The sequence below is a fragment of the Proteus sp. FME41 genome (assembly GCF_014897315.1).
Classification (GTDB): Bacteria; Pseudomonadota; Gammaproteobacteria; order Enterobacterales; family Enterobacteriaceae; genus Proteus.
On sequence record NZ_JABUYL010000010.1, the window covers coordinates 36,152 to 57,046 of the forward strand.

Genomic DNA, 20,895 nt, shown 5'->3' on the forward strand with positions numbered 1-20,895 from the left:
CATGAAGCAATATGGTTTTTATTTTGACTCCACTAAATGCACTGGCTGTAAAACCTGTCAAGTCAGTTGCAAGGATGAAAAAGATTTAGATTTAGGCCCAAAATTCCGCCGTGTTTATGAATACGGTGGTGGTAGCTGGGCTAAGCAAGACGGGATCTGGACACAAAATATTTATAGTTATTATTTGTCTATTTCTTGTAACCACTGCTCTAATCCAACATGTGTTGCGGGTTGCCCTACTGGCGCAATGCATAAACGTGAAGAAGATGGTTTAGTGGTTGTTAACCAAGATATTTGTGTTGGCTGCCGTTATTGCGAATTGCGTTGCCCATATGGTGCGCCACAATTCGACGAGAAGAAAAAACTCATGTCTAAGTGTGATGGTTGCTACGAACGTGTAGCCCAAGGCATGAAACCGGTTTGTGTTGAGTCTTGTCCTCAACGTGCACTTGATTTTGACGATATTGAAGTAATTAGAGCAAAACATGGTACAGAGTGCGGTATCGCACCAATGCCGGATCCTAGCCTGACCAATCCAAATATCGTGATTAAAGCACACAAAGAAGCTAAACCTTCTGGTGATAAAACCGGCTCAGTTCAAAATGCGGCGGAGGTATAAACCATGCATGAACTTCCTCTAGTCTTTTTTACTGTTTTAGGTTCTTCAGCAGCTGGCCTATTTCTGATTGCTTATATCAGTAAAAAATTAGGTCAAATTGATGAAAACCAACTGCGTAATGCCAATATTTTAGCCCTGATCTTAACATTAGTTGGCTTAGGCATTGGTGGATTACACGTTGGTCAACCTCTACGTTTTTTCAATATGCTATTAGGCGTTGGTCGCTCTCCAATGAGTAACGAAGCCTTCTTAAGTGGTGTATTTACAGGTTTTGCTTTTGCCACTGTTGCACTCACTATCATGAAAAAATGGAAGGGTTTACGTGAAATTTGTAACCTATTTACTGTTGTATTTGGTCTAGCATTTGTTTGGTCAATTCCACAAGTTTATCATATTCCTACAATTGCTAACTGGAATACAGATTACACCACATTGCAATTCTGGATGACGTTGTTAGTTGGCGGCGGTGTATTAGCAATGGCAACAGGTGCAAGACGTTTAGGTGCATTGTCCTTCATTATCGGTGCCATTATTACTTTTGCTACACGTTCTGGTTATGTTAGCTTCCTTGGCTTTACAGGCCCAGAACTTAGCGCTGACCAATCTCTATTTTGGGGATTCCAGTTAGCTGTATTAGCATTAGGTGTGGTTATCGTAGGATTTACTGCCGTAAAAGCGCAAGCATCAAAAATGACGCTAGCAACGTGTGCAGCCGCGGTCATTATTGCCGAATTATCAGGCCGTATCGCCTTTTATAATTTATGGCACATTACCATGTGATCTTGATGTTATGGGCGATTAATCAGCCATAAAAAAGAGACAAAAATGCATACCCGAAAAGGTATGCATTTTTTTTAGAATGAAGAGCCAGGTTGCTGTAAAAAATCTAATTCTTCTGGTGTAGATGTTCGACCTAAGATGGCATTACGATGAGGATAACGACCATATTTATCAATAATCTCTTTATGTCGTAATTCATATTGATATGTATTTTCGTCATCAAGTTGGGAGAATAACGCGACCGCATCTTGATGAATTTTAGCTGATTCTGAATGCATAAACGGCATGATCATAAATTTACGTTTAACGGGTGTTAATGTGAGGTATTCAGGTAAACGAATCGCTTCTTGCGCTAAAATTAATGCCATAGTATCTTGCGCAAAAGCGTTTGGCGTATCACGCCAAATATTACGTGAAAATTGGTCAAGGATAATAATTTCAGCCAAACGTCCTTCTATCGTTTCACGCCATAAGGCCAATTCGCCACGACTTGCACTTAAACATAATTCACCAAATCTACGGCTAATTTCTTTATCAAACTGAAGATCTTTTTTAAACCATTGCTCTGGCGTGCATTCTTCAAACCAAAATATCAAAGTTGATTGATAAGGGATCATAAAAACCACCACATTCATTGTTTATTTATCAAAACAATGTTTATTTTTATTAAAATAAACATTATTGACTGACTGTCACACTAAATAAATTAACATTTTTACATCTCAACGACTATAAACCCCAATCCTAAATAGACATAAAAAAATAAGCCCTCTTTAATTATTAAAAAGGGCTTAAACTGCTTCCTAGCTAATGCTTAACTCCATTAAGTCGCGCCATCCATAAGCTAAGTTATCTACAAGTATGTAAAATATATCATCCAATCTGTTTTTACATTTTGTCGATATCTCTATTTAATATGAAAGCTATGTTTATTTTGTGTAACCATCATATTTACCCTAAAACATCACTATCCTGCCTTAAAAATAAACATTCTAAAATTATTTTTTTTATACTAAAACTGCTAAAAAAGATCTAAAGTTTCACTTTTCAGCTTTTAAGGATAAATATATTACCCACAATAAACATTGTTAAAAATAACATTTAAAATCAATATATTATAATTTTATATTTACTTTATTAGCTCTCAAATTGTTACTATCTTGTGTCATTAAAACCCACGGTAATAGATGATCAGAAATGAGATGAGTGTTTAAAAATTACACATTGCTCATGACATTTATCGAAAAATTTGTCCTATTCCTCTTTTTCTTTAACAATTTTAGCGTACAATTATCGCAGTCTATTTACTGAATGATCGATTATGTCTGCTATCGCTATTATTGGAATAAGCTACCTTATTGGGGCGGTATTATCATTTATTATTACCTTCTTTTTAACGAAAGATCCTAGTCTTGCTATGCGCTTTCTAAGTGCATTCTTAATTGCACTTACTTGGCCTCTTAGCTTTCCTATGGCGCTTATTTTTTCTATTTTTAGTTAGTTCTTAATATTAAATTTAATAAAAATAACACTTTTAGCTTAGATTTTATCTAAAAAAAAACATCTAATTACTCGTTAGTTTATTCTATACCAAACACTATTTATCAATAAATATCAGCGATTTATAATTTAAAATTATTTTATTAAAAATAGAGTGCTATTTTTAAATCTGATATAAAATAATATTTTTATAAATTTACAATTATGTATGATTTCATTACAGTACCTTATGTAAACTGGTCGAATATACATATTATTCTATATCATCAATAATAAACTTTTAATTAGAGTCAAGATATGTTTAGCGAAAATGTCATTACAGATATTATCTATTGGATTGAAGAAAATTTAGAGAAAGATCTGAAACTTGAAAATGTTTCACAAAAATCAGGATATTCAAAATGGCATCTTCAACGCATGTTTAAAGAACAGACGGGACTGACATTAGCCTCTTATATCAGAGCAAGACGTCTTTCTTGTGCTGCAGTTGAATTACGTTTACAAAGAACACCACTGCTTGATATTGCGTTAAAATATCGTTTTGACTCTCAACAAACGTTCTCTAGAGCGTTTAAAAAACTGTTTAATATGACGCCCTATAATTATCGCAGAAAAGAGAATTGGCAGGCTCACGGCTTTACATTACCGTTAAGAAAATTTAGTGGCTTTAATTTAGATATTGAAATTGTCACTATTGATTCGCTTTCTTTAATAGGAATAGATCATACCTATAAAGCCAATGTTATTAATTGGAATTTTAGTACAGAAAAATCACGCGAAGTGTATTGGAAGGTTTTCTTTCAAAATGCACTGTATAAGCATAAACGTGTTTATGCTGTGCATAATATTTTATCAAAGAAAAATGATGAATTAACAATAAAATATGCAACAATGATGGAAAATATACCTGAAGTATATAATGCACAATTTGCTAATAATATTCATATTGAAAATGCAAAATATTTAAAATTTAGTATTCCAGAAAAATTACTCACATTAGAGTATAAAGACATTATCTATAATATTTATGGTATCTTACTCAAAAAACTCAATATCCCCAGAAAAAAAGGTGCACCTGATATTGAAGAGTACATTTTAACAGATGAATACTCTGTTTCCAGTCTAGCCTATACTCCCATACCTTTAGTGAAAGACGTGAATTACTATATTCCGATTGAAATTGATACCAATGATAAAAACAAAATAAAGTAAGCTCACTCAAACCATCTATTTCTAGATGGTTTGAGTTTATTATTTATAACAATTTATTTTGGTTGAATAAAACAATAAATTATTTCAAGATCATTTTCATCAAGATTTTCAATGCAACCACTTTCAATAAATCCTAATTGAGTTAGCATATTGCGCATTGCGTGATTAGATTGATTCGTTGATGTAAACAACTTATCTCCCTCACTATTTTTTTGAAAATAAGCAATTAAGCTTTTGCCATAACCTTTTTGGCGAGACGCTTTTGCTATCATTATAAGTTCAATAAATGGTTGACTAAAGAAGTGATGGTGGATCACACCATAGCCTACTACTTCACGATTAACCTCTAGAAGATAAACAGCTTGGCTATCAAGCCAAGCATTAATTTCGTCAATGCGCGAAGTGTTTTGCTGAGCGTAGGTATCTAACTCAATAAGAACAGAAAGATGATGGTGTGTGGCAGGGATAATTTTCATAATATTTTTTGCTAAACAATCTCTAATATTTAAAGCTTAAGTTTATATAATTGGATCGGTTTTTGCAGAAAAATCTATAACTATAATCGATGCAGCTCAGAAATTTTTCATAGTTCACCAATCTCTTAAGGTTAGTGGGCTAGTTATAAAAAACTTAATTAATAATATATACTCAATTTGGCTTTTCTGGCCATTTTATATTTTCCCCATCACTTATATTTATATTATATACTTCCATGAAATATTTCATTAACTTATTTCTCCTTTCTTTTTCATCTGAAGAAATAATTCCCAACTCCATAGAATAATCTAATAATTTTAATTCCTCAATGACCCACTTTAGATTTCTTCTTTTATTTCCTTTTATAGCTAAAACCAAGTCATCATTATTTATTAAATCAATTAGTACTGGATATCCATTTTTATCTGCTTGAATTCTTTTATTACCACTTTGAGCAATGCAAAGCTCAATATAATATTCATGAGAAATTTCTTTAATATCATTAGGTATATCATTATGAATTTCCTTATTAAAAAATCCATTTTTTGATGCAGAATAATACATATAAACCTCTTTATTAATATCCAATAGCAAACCAATGATAGCTATTTTCATAAGATTGGTGTACTACGGTGAAATTAGATTTTGTTAAATTTATGATTGATACACCATTATTATATGGATCTTGATTCAATTTACTGGAAACGGAAACTACAGATGTGCATTTATTTGGAAAAGATAATGGAAAAATTATAGCCTTACTTCCATCTCTAGGAACAACTCCTGTATTTCCCCACTGATAAATAATACCTGTATCATTGCATTTCCACCAGCCGCTATCAGCTTTACTCGCTGTATTTTTAGAACCATAACTACCAGCCGGAGCATAATTCCCTTTAGTCTGATATTTACCATCAGACTCACCTTTAGAATAGCTATAACCCGATGCTAGATAACTCCCTTTCGGTTGATATTTACCATCCGATTCGCCTTTGGAATAACCATAGCCCGAAGCTAGATAATTTCCTTTAGGCTGATATTTACCATCTGATTCGCCCTTGGAATAAGCCCCTACATCACCTGCAGTCGGTTTATTTTGGCTATTAAATTCTTTAGCCCATGGTGTAAAATTACCTGTTCCATACTGGCTACGAGAATAAATACGGCTAGTGTTATAAACATAATAAAGCTGAGTAATACCTGCATTTTTTAAAACAATTAATGTACCCGCCATAGCTTCTGGGTAATTTAAGTTTGTCGTTGCATTCGCATTGGCAGGCTGAAAATAGATACCCGCTGTTTTATAGTTATTTAAATTTTGATTCGCACCAATTGAAATCGCCTGACTGTTAAAAATATCTTGCGATGTTACCGTCACATCACCACTCAATGGCTTATCATTAACCTTACGTACTGTAGTAACATAGTTACCTTTAGCTTGATATTTATTATCCGCTTCAGATTTTGAGTAACTATATCCCGCAGCTTGATAATTCCCTTTTCCCTGATATTTACTATCAGATTCAGCTTTAGTATAGCTTTCACCTTTAATGGCATAATTTCCCGCAGGCTGATAACTTCCTTTGGGCTGATATTTACCATCAGACTCACCTTTGGTATAGCTTTCGCCTTTAGTGGCATAATTTCCCGCAGGGGCATAATTCCCTTTCGATTGGTATTTGGTATCCGCTTCTGCTTTTGAATAGCCATAGCCTTCAGCTTGATATTTACCTACGGGTTGGAAACGCTTATCTGCATCACCTTTAGAATAAGCACCAACATCATTCGCGGTAATATCCGCTTTTAATTCAATCCAGGCATTACCGGCAACTGGCTCAACATTATTATTTTCAATTTTAGACTGCCAAGCTTTGTTTTTATGATAAACCACACTACGAACAGGATAAGGTTTACCTGCTTCCGACCACTTAGCAAAACCCTGCAATTGTATTTCACCAATAGACTCCGTGATATCGTGAAATAAACTATTCATTTTTTCACGTTCAATATCTTTTGCTGCCGGATCAGTCACTTGGTCACGTTCATAATCATAACCATAACCTTGCGTATAAGACACTGAACCATCTGATTGGATATCTACAGGCACAACAGTTTTATCCCCTTGTGTTGCAAAGGGGGTTTTAAATATTTTAGTCATAGGAATTATTCTCCGAAATTACTCTTCAGAAAGTTTTTACGATATTGACCATAACCAAACGCTTTTTTAGTTATGATGCGGTATTTAACACCGACACCTGAAGGGCGTGGCATTAAGTCGAAGTTTTCTAATAAAAGGCGTAAACGTTCATCTGGATTAAAATTAAAAACGTAATACATATACGTCATATCAAAAGGATCGAGCACAAAAACCTTGCTATCCTCACGCCAGAAAAAACGTTTAAGAAATTCATTAATATTGGTTACGGTAGGGCTTTGAGTGAGATTAAAATAACGCATTCTCACCAGCATTCTTTTTTGATCTAATGTCAGCGATAACGTGTAATCTGCATTGCGTCGGAAATTAGCCTTAAAATTGGTTTTCTTCTTGCCAAAACCAAAACCTATTTTGTTTTTATCACTCGGCGGAATATCAATACCTAAAGGCACATCTAAAATGCGAGACCATACTGATAAACCAAAATCGTTAGCTGTATCAATATTAAACACATCTCGATACCAGTTTTCCCAGAATGAAACCGTCGATTGATTAAAATAAGTGGCTTTTAAATGTGCTAATGCTTTTAATTTATCTGCATTTTCATATTGCCAGAGGATCGCTTTTAGTAGATCAGAATGAAAATCAAACTCTTGAATATTCATACAATCACCACTTGTACCGCCCCTTTTGGTAATCGGGCAATCTGATTAAGTCCTATAGGAATTAATGCAACATTCCAATTCTTCCCATCAGTTGAAAGCTCCACTTTAGTGACAAATAAATGAGGCTCAACCGCATTAACTGCAGCTGAAATTTCAAAAGGAGAAACTTCTCGCCCGACCACCAGCCCATTATCTCCATCTATTTCGCCCTGAACCCATTTCTCTAACGCATTAGGAATAATGGTTTGTGCATCAATATTGGATTTTTTTACAGAAACACGGCAAAACACAGACACTTCTTTCGGACGTGAAAACTTAATAGGATATTCTTGCCCGCTTGCTGGCTCTATTACATTGATTTCAATATCACCATTAAATGCAGCGCCTATTGTTTTTGTTCTTAATAATGATTTAGCAATTTCATGGCTATCCCCACCTTCTACACACACATAAATGCTGTGAGGTAATAATGAGATACCATCGACAATCAATGCTTTATCATTAAAATTCTCACGAAAAGAGAGAGAATTAACGCCCTCTAATTCATATAACGAGGAGGTGATAGCCTCTGCAACACTGACGGTATTTTTGGCTAGTGTTTGTTTACGTCGACGTCTAGCTTTTATATCCGACTCAGCATAACGACCAACAACAGCATGGGTTAAGTTATTCACTTTTTCCCATCCTAATACAGAACTTGCTACTTTATTTAATTGTCCAACACCACACGTAATAGGGCCATATTCTTTAGCTCGCATATCACCTTTAATTTTTCCATCATTAGCGATAATTAATGGTGATAACGTTTCAAAAACAGCATCTGTTATGGTGATTGCTTGAGCACCTTTAGGAATAATAGTATCGGGGATCCCCGTAAATTCGACATCACTTAAATAGGAATATGTGGCATTAATACGCTCTCCGCCCATTAACGCCCATATTGCATCGAGAAAAACGCCACCCGAAATATCAGGGTTTATTTGATTTGCTAGTTCAGCATTATTACGAACAATCGCATCTCGATTTTCAATTTCCATTGTCGCCAATACCCCTTGAGGGGTTTCTGGCGATAAATTAATAGATTGACCAAATACAGTACGAAATTCATCTTCTACACTCTTTCTCAACATAGAAGTATCTGGAACAATCACCCCTTTATTATTGATATAACGATAGTCAGCCATTCAATGTAAATCCTCCATATATCGTGCGTATATCAGCTTGATATTTCAACGTTCCCTCTTCCAGAAAAGCATGAAAATAAGTGATGGAGACAACTTCTTCTATTTCAGCAATACGTTGTCGAAATGCCATTTCAAATAAAGGTATATCCACTTGTCGGCTAAACGTTGCTGACCAATAAGGAATACCTTTATCTTTTTTATGTAGCATCTCACCACGCACCGCTTTAATAAAATGCTGACAAATGTTTTTTACTGCATCATCGTTGTCGCAAATTTGAAGATTACCATCAGCACCTATCACAAAATCATTTTGCTGGTTTATTGAAAATGTCCTCATATTGGATTCCCTGTATTGTCTTTCCCTGCTTGCACCCCACTATGACTGTGTGTTGAACCGATATCCTTTCCGTTATGGCGCATCAAACCACCTTTAGAGTCGCTATGACCATTTACGGCGTAATTACCATTAACAGTGACATTGCCAGTGAATATCGTTTCAGGTGCATTGATTTCATATTTTGGGGCTTCTAATACAACTTTATCGTTATGAAGAGAGAAACAGACAGAGCCATCCATTGACTGAATAACTAATGCATCAATGTTCTTCCCATCAATAGCCCATCCTTTGATCGTGTCAGGAAAAAACATCGCATCACTAAACGAATGTAATCGTGTTGTGTTGGGCTGATCTTCCAATCCATTACGTTGAAAAATAAGGCTAATGTCTCGGTCGCTGGCCTTTAACCAGCCAAAATCACCCGGTTTAATGGGCGCTCTAATAAAAAATCCGCCGCCTCCCAATCGAAACACGGGAATATTAGCAATCGGTGCCCGAGAGATTTTTTCATTATCTGTCGTCAACATCATGACTAAAGGCTTGATCATGGCTCGATTGGTTTGCTCATCATAATTAATAACCGTGGCGGGCAACATATCATCTGTACTCATCATTAAATGGCGAAATGCAGACGAAAAAGCCCCTGCCAGTGAGCCCACACTGGCAATATCATTATTAGGTTTACTCATAATTAAGCTCGTTTACACGTTGCGGTATAAGTGAAATCTGCATCATGTGAAGCAACTTTAAATTCAAGTTGTTCAATAATGTAATCACCATTTAGTGAGGTATTTAATTTGCTATCAAGGCGAAGCATTCCGCCTAATTCAGAGGTGCTATCGATAAGATAACTCACCGTTAAGCCACTCTCAGTGGCTTTGGGAATACCAATCATGCCTGAATTCATATTCAAAATACGAAACCGGCTTTTTAATGCTTTATCATCATCTTTTACGAATAACGTATCATCATCAATAAAAGCTTTAACATTTCCCGACTCTTGTAAACGCTCTATTTGATGTAATGCAGAGCCACAATAATACCAATTAGCAATATTCTTATCAGTTGCCTGAAAATCCAATTTCACACCGCAATCATTAGCAATAGTTAACGCGATTTCACTCAATTTTTGAATTGCGCCACCACTAGAAGAAATAATTTTCCCAGAACAATGGTGGCTAGTTTTTGCAGATAACGTTACGGTGACATCCGGAGGAGAGTCTATTTCGGCACTGACAATATCGCCAATAAAAAGTGAGAATAGCCCAGAGTTAATTCGACCAACTTCTAAATAAAGTCGTCGAACTTGCTTATTTTTATTATAAGGACTTGTTTCCGTCAGCAAATAATCTCTTGTCTCGGTATTAAGCCCTGTAATAGCGATTTTACATTCGTTTTGTAATGGATTTGCATATTTCTTTCCTCCTGCTGATATACGCAATCCTTCATACCATTGAAGCCTTTCACCGACCTCAATCCCCACCCTTATTCGCCGAAGATCCATCTTCATGACTCCAATACACTAATGATTGTGTTTTTGTAAATTCCTCATACCACGGCAAAGCATCATTTTCTGTGAGAAACATTAAATTAATTCCCTGGTTTAAATAGCGATAAGGAATAATAGGTGTATTAGCAACTAAGCGAATACCTGTCATAAGCAGTTCACCGTCTCGCTCAATATCACAAAACATTGTTTGATTAGCGATTTTTAGCGTAAATGTCCAATCAACACTGGCTATTTCGACAGAAAATCGCTGATTAGGAATAGCTTGTAATGGAATAACTTGCATTTTATCTATCTCCTATTTTTCTTTTTTTCCTACTTGTGTTGATTTTTTACTTTTGACATTTCCACGATTGACTGTTGAGGTTTGCTTTGGTTTTTGAGTCGATTTAGAAGATTTTTTATTATATTCAGGCTCTATTGTTTTCCATTCTGTAAATTTAAGCTTTAATTCGATGACATTCACTTTTTGGGGATCCTCATCGTGAGTCAGACTTTCTAACAACATCGGTTGATAGGTTCTGACTCTAGTTTGAATTCCCACTAATGTATGTTCGTCATAAAGCTGCTTTATAATAGAATAACGATCCGCAATATCACCCGTTAGTAGTAACTCGACGCCTATACTAATCGGATTAATAATGACGTGGTCGCTACGATTTTCACCATTTTCAACCGCAAATTTAATGACTTGATGACTATCAGTAATTGAAACTTTCATCGGATTAACGCTATCAAATAGTGTTGCGAATGACTCTAAATCAAAAATTCTAACTTCAGTTATCATAGTTAAGCCTTTCCTCCGCTAGAATAATGCTCTGATATTTCTTTAGAGGCTTTATTTTTCAATGTCTCATCAAGAACTTTTGCAACAGCAACGCCATCAGTCGCTTGTGTTTCAATTCTGATTTCACCAATTTGAACATTACTTTCATTTTTAATGCTTGATTGGTTACTGATCATTTGGCTGGTCATCGGGTTTAAACTATTTATTGAAGATAGTGTTAATCCATTATTTAACGCATTGACATCTTGTATTGGATTATAGTGTCGTACTGCTGGATTTGATTGTGGCATGGTATAATTGAGACTGCCCTCATCAGATAATTTTCGCTCTACTTTTTGAACAACCGTGATCTTTTTTTCAGTATCCTCCATTCCCAAAAAGCTTTTTGCTGATTGCCAAATCCCTTTTATCGAATCAATACCCTCATTAACCCACCCTAATATTTTTTCTATATATTCCCACATCCAATTAAACACACTGACCACTGCATCGGAGACAAAAATAAAAATACTAATAATTGATTGTCCCCACTCAATAATATTATTAATGCCTGCATTAAGAACTATAACAAATTGATTAAATGCATCTGAAATAAAATCCCAAGCTGCAACAACAACGTCCGCAATAAAGCTTGCTGCAATTTTTAAATATTCAAAAAACGATTGCCATACACTCCATAACGCCATAATCGTTTCTTTCAATACTGGGTATTGATCCAAAATACTGCCTATCATTGAATCATTACCATTAATGAAATTCATAATATCGTCATAGACCAGCTTAAATGCTGCAGCTAATACACCAATGACCGCCGCAATGGCTAAAATAGGCAGCGCAGTGGCAAGTGTAGCAACTGCCGCAGATACCATTGCGGGTAAATAATAAATAGCAACCGCACTACCAATCGCTGAAAAAAAACCAATAACAAAATCTTTATTCTCAATACAAAAATTAACTAATTTATCAAACCACGTTATTCCTTTTGCAAGAACGGGAATGATTATCTCCAAAAAGTTATTTTTTAATTGTGCCGCTAATTGATCAAATTTATTCATTACGGCATTAAGTTGAATAGAGCTTTCGATACTTTCATCATTAATACCAGAGAATTGCTTTTGCACGCCCATTGTTCGCTCTAATTCTTCGCGACCTTTCATCATTAATTCAATGGTTTTTTCATCCACAACACCCAATTTTTCTAACTCTTTTTGGGCGCCTTCAAAGTTCATTCCTTTGACTTTATCTGCGGTTTGCAAAAGTTGTTCGATAGGATCTTCTGTATCATTAAATGCATTCGCCATTGCTGTTAAATCGGCTTGAGCGGCTTCTTTTGTGCCCCCCATTTCAGCCATAGCACCCGAAAAAGCATCGATATCGATAGCTGCGATACCTATTTTTTTACTCAGTTTATCTAACGACTCTATTTCTTTGGCGCGATCTAATGAAGCAGAAAAAACTTTTTGCAAAGTTCCCATAATATCCTTAACACCAGTAGCGTTAAGAATATAATCCTTCATTTTTCCTACGATTTTTTGATAGCTTTTACCTGTTTCATCAACACTATCACCTAATCGACGTTGAGCCTTTGCTTCTTTAACGGCAGCCTCAATACCTTGCGTTTGCATTGTGTTAATAAAAATATCGTAATCAGCACCTAATTGTTTAATCAGTGCGTCGATAGCCATTTTACTTTCTTTATTTTTCTTCTCGGCTTCAGTTAACGATCCCAATTCACTATTTAGTGAGGATAGTTGATCCTCCATTGCATCATATTCAGCATTGAGACTTGCTAAAATATGGGCTTCAGCTGCGCCATTATTATTGACCAATCCTCTTTGGTAATCTAACACCGACATAGAACCTTTTAGAAAGTCAATACTTTGTGTCACTGAATTAATCTTGTCTTGAGTGTCACTAATATTAAGGTCAATATTTATTGGCTCATTAAGTGATAAACCCAACATACCCACTAAGATTTCTTGCAAGAATTTATCAAACTCTTGCGTTCCCATTAGTGCGCTTTTAACAATACTTTGAATTGAATTTTCTATGGTGACAGAAGCACTTGTAATTTCATCACTATTAAATGAAATACTTATGTCATGATCTTCAGGTAATTCACCAAGATTGAGATGAATTTCTTGAACAAAGTTATAGAAACTAGTAATACCGTTTGACACACCTTGCTCAATATTTTTCATTTCAGCAAGGATTTCATCTGCTGATTTTCTGATATTTGTTAATGCGCTATCAGATACTTCAGCCTCCAACATCAGTACCTGAGAAAATACCTGTAATAGAGACATTATCTCTCCTTTGACGCCGCAAGCGCCTCGTTATAACGATTGGTAATTGCGATCTCCCACAGATCAAAGGCTTCCTCTAGATCTATGGTTGTTTTGAGTTCGGTGAAGGAGGCGAAACCTGCGGAGATGATGACTGCAAAGAAGCCATCAGCGTTTTTATAATCGACGGGAGAGAACCGCTGAACTTGCCTAGAAGGTATTGTAGGAAATTTTGGCTCCCGTCTTTGCCGAAAAAACTGGTGTTGTACTTCAGCATTTCGAGTTCAAGACGAATTAAAGCTTCCCCATCAGGTACATGATTATCAATTAATGTACTGGTTTTTAGGTAAATCTCTTGCCCTTCTTTTTCAACTGCCACATAAGCCATCATTTTTAACATGGCTTCTTTGCTGACGTCATAATCACCAATTTTAGGCGCATTTGATAAAGGGTATTTAGCGAGAATTTCTCGCCCAATCGTTGCGGGTAATCGGCTAATAATAAAAGTATGTTCTTCACGGTCACTATCAATAACCGTGATCTCTTTTGGTTTAATTAACATGATTAAATTCCATAAAAAAGGCGGCCTAAGCCGCCATAAATGAATAAGAATAACGCTAAAAATTAACGTGCTCTGACACGATCAAAATCTTGGAAAATAAAGGTGTATTGCTTAGATTTAAAACGAGCATTATTTGAAATTGAATTACCACGGCTACCATTAGTAATTCGACCATTACGAGCGGTGGTAATAGAGCCATCACCATACGAAGCCACTAGTGTAATAATATCGCTTGCATGACGGCGTCCTCGTCTTGCCGTATTTGCATCAAGCAAAATAGCTAAGTTCTCATCCTCTTCACTACCCGCTAACACATTAATCGTCACTGTTTGAGGTGTAGGCGCCGACCAACTCACTAAATTACCATTAATATCTACTGCGGTTGCTGTAATATCGACAGGCGGTAAATCTAATGGATCACCCTCATCAGAAAATGTGGTAATAGGAATACCTGCTGGAAATGTGTTGCTTGCCTGAATAATTAAACTCAGACCTGTTGCTGAAATATCGTTCATTGTTTGTTCCTTAAACTAAATTATGTGAGCCTTCAACTTTACGAACCCAATCGCCTTTACCGTAAATTAATACATATTTCATAGTGTATTCTGGTAAATTAGACGGGCCTGTTTCTTCAACAATTTCAGCGTTGTACCAATAACCTTTATTTTGTACATCGTGCCACGCTAAATCATCACCTGCAGTATCTGTAATTGCGATTTTTTGTACTTCAGTCAGCGTTTTACCAATAAGAATAGTGCCATTATTTAATGCTTTCGTAACAGCGCCGGCAATAACCATCATCGCTCTTGCTTCACCATCTTTATTAGCTGGAATACCGCGAGTGGAGAGTAATAAGCTTAACCATTGCTGTGCGATATAGGCTTTTAGCCATTGCTCATTAGTATGAACACTCATATCTAATGGATTAGACGCATTCCCACATAAAAAACCACGTTGATAAAAACGAATATCAGTACCAGTAACCGCCGTTTCACCGTAATAGTTCACGCGTAATTTATCTAATCGATCTGCCGCAATATCAGTTTTAACTTGAGATGGGAAAGTAATACCGAATTGGCGATACATATAGTTAGTGGTCGCGTTTGTGCGATCAAAATCTGTTGCCGCCATAATTGCCATTGGTAACGCTTGAACAAAAAAGCCCTCATCTGTTTTTAAGTTTAAGCCTGTCGATGCTGTACCGATTAATGCTTTGCTATAGATTTCAGCTTGTTTATCTGGCACTGATAAATAGAGCTGATATTTAATATTCTCTCCTGCAACATATTCGGCTAATTCAACACTTTGCTCTACCGAAAGTTCAGTTAAAAATGTCGCACTACCAAATGAATCAGAAATCACTTCTGCTGCAGTAAATGCTTGAAGAGCCGTTTGTGCAGTATTACCTTCTGACGCTTCACCATCACTTAATCCCATAGCATCAGCTAAAGGGGAATGTTCCATCGTAATCGTCACTTTTTCTTGTACGCCGCCACTTATTAAAAAAGCACCATCAAGTGCATTAAACGTGACATAACAACTTGCAAATTGCGCTTCACTTTCAGCATTTAACTTAGCTTGAATAAGAGAGGCAATATCAGCGTAAGATTCAACCTCTGTAAGAGAAATACCGGTGATATTTTTAGCGATATCACCGATAGTCAAAATAAATGCCCCCTCTTCAATTAGCTTTAATTTATCAAGCGTTGCTGCTGGCGTACCAAATAATGTCGGTGCTCGACCTACAGGTTCAAAAGAGGCAATTTGTAGCTCTTTGGGTTTACTAATAGGTGCAGGGCTAACATAACTAAAATATTGGCGAGCAAATTTTGCTTCTGCCGATGCAGCTCCCAAAAATTCATCCACTTGGCCACTGGCAAATTCAAGTACTTTACCTGCTGGAATTTTAGGGTTTGTTGAGAAAATACGGGCTGTCAGTTTGCGCATAGGTGCAGCGGATGCACCAACAACCGCGCTCGCAATATCAATATAGCGAGTTTGTTTAATAGACATATTTATCCTTAAATACGAAATAGATTAGAAATAAGTAAATTTGTTGCAGCAGTGTCTAAAGATAACGTACTGAAAAAAGTAATATTGAAATCAAATGAAGGATTATGCTCATAGCTATTTCCAGCATTCATTATCGGCGCTCGTCTAATTTCGCTCGCTCGTTGTATCCCTATTCCCACTTTTCTCATTGATTCAACAAAAGACAGCGAATTAATAATCATTCGAGTCATTCGAACTAAATCGCCTGCTGTTAAATTTGGATATTGTTTAATAAAACCTTGAACTTGAAACGTTAATTCGAACAGTTGTTGTTCTTTGTGGTTTGCATTATTACCTTGAATATTATAATTTCTTTTTTGCCAACCTTGGCCAACCTCCTTTATAGGAAAGAACATAACAATATTATTATCTTTTATTTTCTCCGGCTGAAAACCAGCAATAACTTCAACATTAATATCTTCTAATTTAAATTGTTTTAATAGTTGTCCACGAATGGCAATATTAATATCATTATCTTTCATTCCACCTCCTTAATATAATGCTCCTTTTATTTAAAATCAATTGATTATTTTTATTTTATAAATCGTATAAAAATATTTTTAATTAATACATTCTTGGCGAATATAATCTTGTAAACCTAAAATTATCTGTTCTGACTGCGCAATTCGTTCTCTGAGTAACCAATAATTTCGGATAGCGGTGTCAGTAGGTCTGGCGGTGTTTGCATCATCCAAGCCGGTGGTGGAGGCGGTGGATATTTTTGGACACTCGGCGTTGATGTACACCCTATCAGGAGTGCGCTCACTACGATCACGCAACTCATTAATTTCTTTTTTTGCATGAGAAAGTTCCTGCAAATAATGATTATCAAGCTGATTAAGTCGATTAACTCTTAATTGATACTCTTTATTTTCTGCAATTTGTTGAATAAGTGATTGATTAATATTATCGTATTCCTGTTTTAAGGATTTGTTTTTATCAATTAACCAAACCAATCCCGCACCTAAGCATAAAATAATTATTACCATTATTCTTGATAAAGGTTTCATAATAATAACCAAGCATCTTCAAAAACTTTCTCAGAATAAGGTTGGTAGCCAAGTTCAATATTAACAATCGCTACTGCTAAAGGAATAGTGACATTTTTTAATTGCGTATTAACAGGAGTATCAATTTCAATATCTATTTCTTTTGAAGCACGGTTAATATAGCCTATTGTATTATTCTCGTTAGGCGGTGCATAACGATTAATAATAGTTTTAATAGTATTTAAACCATATTTTTTTTGATACGTTTGCAATAATTTGTAGATAGCTCTTATTCCATATTCTGGTGAAATAAATTGGCAAAAGTCTTTATCTGTTTGTTCAGCAGATAATCCTTGCCATTTCGAACCATGCCGAATATTACCAGGATTATTATTGCGTTCACCTCGTGCTATTTTAGCCATTTTTAACTCCTGCTCTTCCTTTAAGGAGTTTACTCACGGAATCTACTCCGACGTAACCAATAAATACACTGGCTAAGTAAGCAAACTCATGATTAATATTAAACAAAATTAAAATATCTTTAATGAACCAAGCAAACATTGCACACATCAGCCCATCTATAGAGGTTTGTTTCCATCCTCCGCCGTTATATAAACCTCGAAGAATAGCCATTCCTCCAGCTAGAGAAGCTGATATTCCTTGTTCTTTCATTGAAGAAAGGGCAATAAATATCTGTTCCCATAAATCTGGATTTTCTTTCATTGTTTCTCATGGCTTACCTCCAAATAGGAGGAAATGTAATAAATAAGATACTCATCTACTGCGCTTAAATTTAAGTACGGTTTTAACATGAGTATGTTTATGTTTTATTTATCTAATTAGATAAATGGCTGATATAAAAAAAGACCACATTGTGGTCTTCAATTGAAAATAAGCTTTAACAAATATTGTTATTGTGTATTTGTTAAGAAAATGCAGATACAAAAAAGCCCCACCAAAGTGAGGCTCTTTATATTCTGTTGTGAGGTCTTTAGAGACAAATCTCTCACTGTGGGGATATAGTATGCTTATTTTTCCTGAAAGTCAATAATTAGTTTCTACAAAAACAAATAAATATAGAAAATTATTACTTAACAGTCACTTCTTGCAGAATTTTTTCTGATAAAGACTCTTCTTTAAAGCATTCTTCCACTAAATGTTCAAATAATGGCTTATAGTTACTGTACGCAACAGTTTTAGAAACACTCACTACCGCTTGTACTTGTTCTAATACTTCGCTGAATTTTAAACGAGGATACCCGCGTCCTGAACATTGATTACAAGGTTTGAAAACAGGCATACCCTGCTTTTCGCTCTCTTTTTTATCTAAAACTTGACCACGCCCGTGACAACGACATGCTAAACGAATTTCAGCTTTTCCTTTACATGTTGGGCAAATAACGCGCGTAACCTCGCGAATTTCACGATAAGAAGGATGATTTATGGGTTGTACTTTAAGCACAGTTGTTGCCTTTCGCTCAAACTCCGTCACTGTTCTTTGAGAATATTTTTTTGTTGTAAAGACTTCAACTTCAATAAAGCCATTGCTGCAATCAGGACATGCTTTCTTACTTGCAGCACTTCTTGCGTAATCTTGGAAAGCATAATTAGCCATTATATAGAGAACATGAGTCTTATCTTTTTCAACTAGTTTATCGATAGCTTTATAGTGATAAGCTTGCGTTAATGCATATTGGTAAAGGCTTTCTATCGCCTCATCTGGGTGGCTAATATTATGTTTAGCGAAAAACAGCTCTATGCCCATACGCCCTTTTCGTGTCACTAAACTAATTGAGGTCATCACATCAGTCACGGAAAGTGAATCGACTGCTTTAACCGTTCTCACATCACTTAATACAAGGCCTTTGGGTGAAAAATATTTAGGTAAGTCTGCTAGTCTCATTTAATGCTCCTTTTGATTTCCTATCACTACTAACTTGGTCATCCGTGTACCACGACAAGCATGGCATTTATGCATCTCAATCGCCCGCATTTTACGGCGTTATCTCAACGTGATTTTTACTTACCACTCTTTCTTTGGTTTATTTAGTTAATTTTTTTGTACTACACACACTTTTATTAACTAATAGTTAATGCTATATTTTAACTAAAGTGACGTCAAGTAGCAAAGGAAATTAACCAATGGTTAAAAATGATAATAAAATGGAGTTCACAAAAAGGCTTCAAGAAGCATGCTTAGATTCGGGGATCGCAGGTCGAGGATTAGGCAAAAGAATTACAGATGCCTTAGCTCAACAAGGTATAAAAGTCAGTGCGCCAGCAGTATGGAAATGGTTAAACGGTGAATCAATCCCTGACTCAACCAATATCTTAGCATTAAGCCTCTTGCTTGATGTTCGAGCAGAATGGTTAGAATATGGCCGAGGAGCAAAAAAAAATGATGGTGTTTCAGTAAACGAAATGACACCTGTTGATGATTGGGATAATAATACCCCAATAGAACGTGATGAAGTTGAAATCCCTTTCTATACGACTATTGAATTAGCTGCCGGTTTCGGAAGTTGTACCACTGATAACCAAAAGGTGGAATTATTGAGATTTTCTCGTTCTACATTTAATCGCTATGGCGTACAACCTAGTGATGCCGTTGCCTTTAAAGTACATGGTGACAGTATGTCTCCTGTTATTCCTGATGGATCTATTGTTACTATCAGTACAGGACATACAAAAATTGTTGATGGGGGTATTTATGCTATTCAACAAGGTGATCTTTTAAGAGTCAAAATTTTAAATCGACTCCCTAATAACACCATTATCATTCGTAGTTACAATACGATTGATTATCCTGATGAACGCTCGACGTTAGAAGAAGTGAAAATTTTGGGCCGAGTCTTTAATTGGTCTGTGATGGGGTGGTAATGATTTAGATATACAAAACTATTTTGAATAGCACCTCAAAAATGGGATATCCATTTTGGGGTGTTTTTATATGGCCAACTTTATATTCATATTTCAGCAAGCAATAAAAAACCCGCTATCTCTTGCGAGATAACGGGCTCTTATATGGTGCCGGCTACCGGAGTCGAACTGGTGACCTACTGATTACAAGTCAGTTGCTCTACCAACTGAGCTAAGCCGGCTAATTCTGGCGGAAGGATAGAGATTCGAACTCTAGGATGGTTTCCCATCGGCGGTTTTCAAGACCGCTGCCTTCAGCCACTCGGCCATCCTTCCATAGCGCGGAATTATGCCTATCTCTGGCCCTGCTGTCTAGTCCTGATTGTAAAAAAAATGACTTTTTTATTTGTTTGCCTAAACTTCACTCTTTTTTTGCTTAAAAAATGCTAACTGACTAATATAGTGGTTAAATTTTGATGGTTTCAAATAATAAATAAGAAAATATCGAGAGATAGGCCAAACCATCGAAAAGGGATCAAACCTGAAAAATAAGATAATAAATCATAGACAAGAAAAAACCCGTTAACTCTTACGAGATAACGGGTTCTTATATGGTGCCGGCTACCGGAGTCGAACTGGTGACCTACTGATTACAAGTCAGTTGCTCTACCAACTGAGCTAAGCCGGCTAATTCTGGCGGAAGGATAGAGATTCGAACTCTAGGATGGTTTCCCATCGGCGGTTTTCAAGACCGCTGCCTTCAGCCACTCGGCCATCCTTCCATAGCGCGGAATTATGCCTATCTCTGGCCCTGCTGTCTAGTTCCGATTGTAAAAAAATTCGCTTTTTTTGTTTGTTTGCTCAAAGTTCATCCGAATATCCCTTTTAAAGTGATAACCTGTTAATATAATGGCTGAATAATGGT

25 protein-coding genes, 4 tRNA genes and 1 pseudogene are annotated in these 20,895 nt (G+C 35.9%); 5 read left to right on the forward strand and 25 right to left on the reverse strand.

The window, feature by feature from the left end; all coding sequences use genetic code 11:
• Position 1: 1 nt before the first annotated feature.
• Both INT04_RS10615 and INT04_RS10620 read left to right on the forward strand, forming a co-directional pair.
• Entirely contained in the window at positions 2 to 619 is a 618-nt protein-coding gene (locus INT04_RS10615; protein ID WP_023581764.1) for a DMSO/selenate family reductase complex B subunit, read from the forward strand.
• A gap of 3 nt (positions 620 to 622) precedes the next feature.
• Entirely contained in the window at positions 623 to 1,399 is a 777-nt protein-coding gene (locus INT04_RS10620) for a dimethyl sulfoxide reductase anchor subunit family protein (RefSeq protein WP_098942386.1), read from the forward strand.
• Between the two features lie 74 nt (positions 1,400 to 1,473).
• Here INT04_RS10620 and INT04_RS10625 read toward each other — a convergent pair whose 3' ends face one another.
• Complete coding sequence (locus INT04_RS10625) at positions 1,474 to 2,016, reverse strand: DUF924 family protein (RefSeq protein ID WP_193016114.1); 543 nt, start codon at positions 2,014 to 2,016, stop codon at positions 1,474 to 1,476.
• A gap of 704 nt (positions 2,017 to 2,720) precedes the next feature.
• Between INT04_RS10625 and INT04_RS10630 the strand changes: the two genes are divergently transcribed.
• Together INT04_RS10630 and INT04_RS10635 are read left to right on the forward strand one after the other, a co-directional pair.
• Entirely contained in the window at positions 2,721 to 2,900 is a 180-nt protein-coding gene (locus INT04_RS10630; protein WP_193016115.1) for a GhoT/OrtT family toxin, read from the forward strand.
• A 296-nt stretch (positions 2,901 to 3,196) separates the two neighbouring features.
• On the forward strand, positions 3,197 to 4,111 hold the full coding sequence (locus INT04_RS10635) for a helix-turn-helix domain-containing protein (RefSeq protein ID WP_193016116.1): 915 nt from the start codon (positions 3,197 to 3,199) through the stop codon (positions 4,109 to 4,111).
• Positions 4,112 to 4,164: 53 nt separating this feature from the next.
• Here INT04_RS10635 and INT04_RS10640 read toward each other — a convergent pair whose 3' ends face one another.
• From INT04_RS10640 to INT04_RS10735, 20 genes and pseudogenes are all read right to left on the reverse strand, one after another.
• On the reverse strand, positions 4,165 to 4,587 hold the full coding sequence (locus INT04_RS10640) for a GNAT family N-acetyltransferase (RefSeq protein WP_193016117.1): 423 nt from the start codon (positions 4,585 to 4,587) through the stop codon (positions 4,165 to 4,167).
• A 172-nt stretch (positions 4,588 to 4,759) separates the two neighbouring features.
• Entirely contained in the window at positions 4,760 to 5,152 is a 393-nt protein-coding gene (locus INT04_RS10645; RefSeq protein ID WP_193016118.1) for a tail fiber assembly protein, read from the reverse strand.
• A 13-nt stretch (positions 5,153 to 5,165) separates the two neighbouring features.
• On the reverse strand, positions 5,166 to 6,383 hold the full coding sequence (locus INT04_RS19485) for a pyocin knob domain-containing protein (RefSeq protein ID WP_319022967.1): 1,218 nt from the start codon (positions 6,381 to 6,383) through the stop codon (positions 5,166 to 5,168).
• Positions 6,366 to 6,746: pseudogene (locus INT04_RS10655) on the reverse strand (hypothetical protein); the annotation flags it as partial. The pseudogene INT04_RS10655 and the gene INT04_RS19485, both read right to left, overlap by 18 nt.
• Before the next feature lie 5 nt (positions 6,747 to 6,751).
• Complete coding sequence (locus tag INT04_RS10660; RefSeq protein ID WP_193016119.1) at positions 6,752 to 7,408, reverse strand: DUF2612 domain-containing protein; 657 nt, start codon at positions 7,406 to 7,408, stop codon at positions 6,752 to 6,754.
• Positions 7,405 to 8,592 (reverse strand): baseplate J/gp47 family protein, encoded by a 1,188-nt coding sequence (locus tag INT04_RS10665; protein ID WP_193016120.1) that lies wholly within the window; start codon positions 8,590 to 8,592, stop codon positions 7,405 to 7,407. The genes INT04_RS10660 and INT04_RS10665 overlap by 4 nt, the downstream gene beginning before the upstream one ends.
• Positions 8,585 to 8,929 carry a hypothetical protein gene (locus INT04_RS10670; RefSeq protein WP_193016121.1) on the reverse strand — a complete coding sequence of 115 codons (345 nt, stop codon included), beginning with the start codon at positions 8,927 to 8,929 and terminating at the stop codon, positions 8,585 to 8,587. Before INT04_RS10670 ends, INT04_RS10665 begins: the two co-directional genes overlap by 8 nt.
• A complete protein-coding gene (locus INT04_RS10675; RefSeq protein WP_193016122.1) occupies positions 8,926 to 9,618 on the reverse strand; it encodes a Gp138 family membrane-puncturing spike protein in 693 nt (230 codons plus the stop codon). The genes INT04_RS10670 and INT04_RS10675 overlap by 4 nt, the downstream gene beginning before the upstream one ends.
• A gap of 2 nt (positions 9,619 to 9,620) precedes the next feature.
• On the reverse strand, positions 9,621 to 10,433 hold the full coding sequence (locus INT04_RS10680; RefSeq protein ID WP_075674206.1) for a baseplate hub protein: 813 nt from the start codon (positions 10,431 to 10,433) through the stop codon (positions 9,621 to 9,623).
• Positions 10,402 to 10,722, reverse strand: a complete 321-nt coding sequence (locus tag INT04_RS10685; protein WP_193016123.1) for a phage baseplate plug protein — start codon at positions 10,720 to 10,722, stop codon at positions 10,402 to 10,404. Before INT04_RS10685 ends, INT04_RS10680 begins: the two co-directional genes overlap by 32 nt.
• 12 nt (positions 10,723 to 10,734) lie before the next feature.
• Entirely contained in the window at positions 10,735 to 11,223 is a 489-nt protein-coding gene (locus tag INT04_RS10690; protein WP_193016124.1) for a phage baseplate protein, read from the reverse strand.
• A 2-nt stretch (positions 11,224 to 11,225) separates the two neighbouring features.
• The gene (locus INT04_RS10695) at positions 11,226 to 13,529 is read right to left on the reverse strand and encodes a hypothetical protein (protein ID WP_193016125.1); all 2,304 of its coding nucleotides are present in this window, start codon (positions 13,527 to 13,529) and stop codon (positions 11,226 to 11,228) included.
• 82 nt (positions 13,530 to 13,611) lie between these two features.
• Positions 13,612 to 14,070, reverse strand: coding sequence for a hypothetical protein (locus tag INT04_RS10700; protein WP_193016126.1), 459 nt, complete (start codon positions 14,068 to 14,070; stop codon positions 13,612 to 13,614).
• Positions 14,071 to 14,132: 62 nt separating this feature from the next.
• Positions 14,133 to 14,585, reverse strand: a complete 453-nt coding sequence (locus INT04_RS10705; RefSeq protein ID WP_193016127.1) for a phage tail fiber protein — start codon at positions 14,583 to 14,585, stop codon at positions 14,133 to 14,135.
• A 10-nt stretch (positions 14,586 to 14,595) separates the two neighbouring features.
• Positions 14,596 to 16,083 carry a DUF3383 domain-containing protein gene (locus tag INT04_RS10710; protein ID WP_193016128.1) on the reverse strand — a complete coding sequence of 496 codons (1,488 nt, stop codon included), beginning with the start codon at positions 16,081 to 16,083 and terminating at the stop codon, positions 14,596 to 14,598.
• Between the two features lie 8 nt (positions 16,084 to 16,091).
• Positions 16,092 to 16,604, reverse strand: a complete 513-nt coding sequence (locus INT04_RS10715) for a phage gateway protein (protein WP_193016129.1) — start codon at positions 16,602 to 16,604, stop codon at positions 16,092 to 16,094.
• A gap of 78 nt (positions 16,605 to 16,682) precedes the next feature.
• Positions 16,683 to 17,132 carry a lysis protein gene (locus INT04_RS10720; protein ID WP_193016130.1) on the reverse strand — a complete coding sequence of 150 codons (450 nt, stop codon included), beginning with the start codon at positions 17,130 to 17,132 and terminating at the stop codon, positions 16,683 to 16,685.
• Positions 17,129 to 17,533: a structural protein gene (locus tag INT04_RS10725; RefSeq protein WP_193016131.1), complete on the reverse strand. Its 405-nt coding sequence runs from the start codon at positions 17,531 to 17,533 to the stop codon at positions 17,129 to 17,131. Before INT04_RS10725 ends, INT04_RS10720 begins: the two co-directional genes overlap by 4 nt.
• Positions 17,526 to 17,834: a phage holin, lambda family gene (locus INT04_RS10730; RefSeq protein WP_193016132.1), complete on the reverse strand. Its 309-nt coding sequence runs from the start codon at positions 17,832 to 17,834 to the stop codon at positions 17,526 to 17,528. Before INT04_RS10730 ends, INT04_RS10725 begins: the two co-directional genes overlap by 8 nt.
• Positions 17,835 to 18,198: 364 nt before the next feature.
• Positions 18,199 to 19,014, reverse strand: a complete 816-nt coding sequence (locus INT04_RS10735; RefSeq protein WP_193016133.1) for an antitermination protein — start codon at positions 19,012 to 19,014, stop codon at positions 18,199 to 18,201.
• A gap of 239 nt (positions 19,015 to 19,253) precedes the next feature.
• Between INT04_RS10735 and INT04_RS10740 the strand changes: the two genes are divergently transcribed.
• Positions 19,254 to 19,991: a helix-turn-helix transcriptional regulator gene (locus INT04_RS10740; RefSeq protein ID WP_193016134.1), complete on the forward strand. Its 738-nt coding sequence runs from the start codon at positions 19,254 to 19,256 to the stop codon at positions 19,989 to 19,991.
• 145 nt (positions 19,992 to 20,136) lie between these two features.
• Here the strand turns inward: INT04_RS10740 and INT04_RS10745 are convergent.
• The 4 genes from INT04_RS10745 to INT04_RS10760 form a co-directional block, all read right to left on the reverse strand.
• Positions 20,137 to 20,212 (reverse strand) — tRNA-Thr (locus tag INT04_RS10745).
• A 6-nt stretch (positions 20,213 to 20,218) separates the two neighbouring features.
• Positions 20,219 to 20,306, reverse strand: a tRNA-Ser gene (locus INT04_RS10750).
• 276 nt (positions 20,307 to 20,582) lie between these two features.
• Positions 20,583 to 20,658, reverse strand: a tRNA-Thr gene (locus INT04_RS10755).
• A gap of 6 nt (positions 20,659 to 20,664) precedes the next feature.
• A tRNA-Ser gene (locus INT04_RS10760) sits at positions 20,665 to 20,752 on the reverse strand.
• Positions 20,753 to 20,895: the final 143 nt, after the last annotated feature.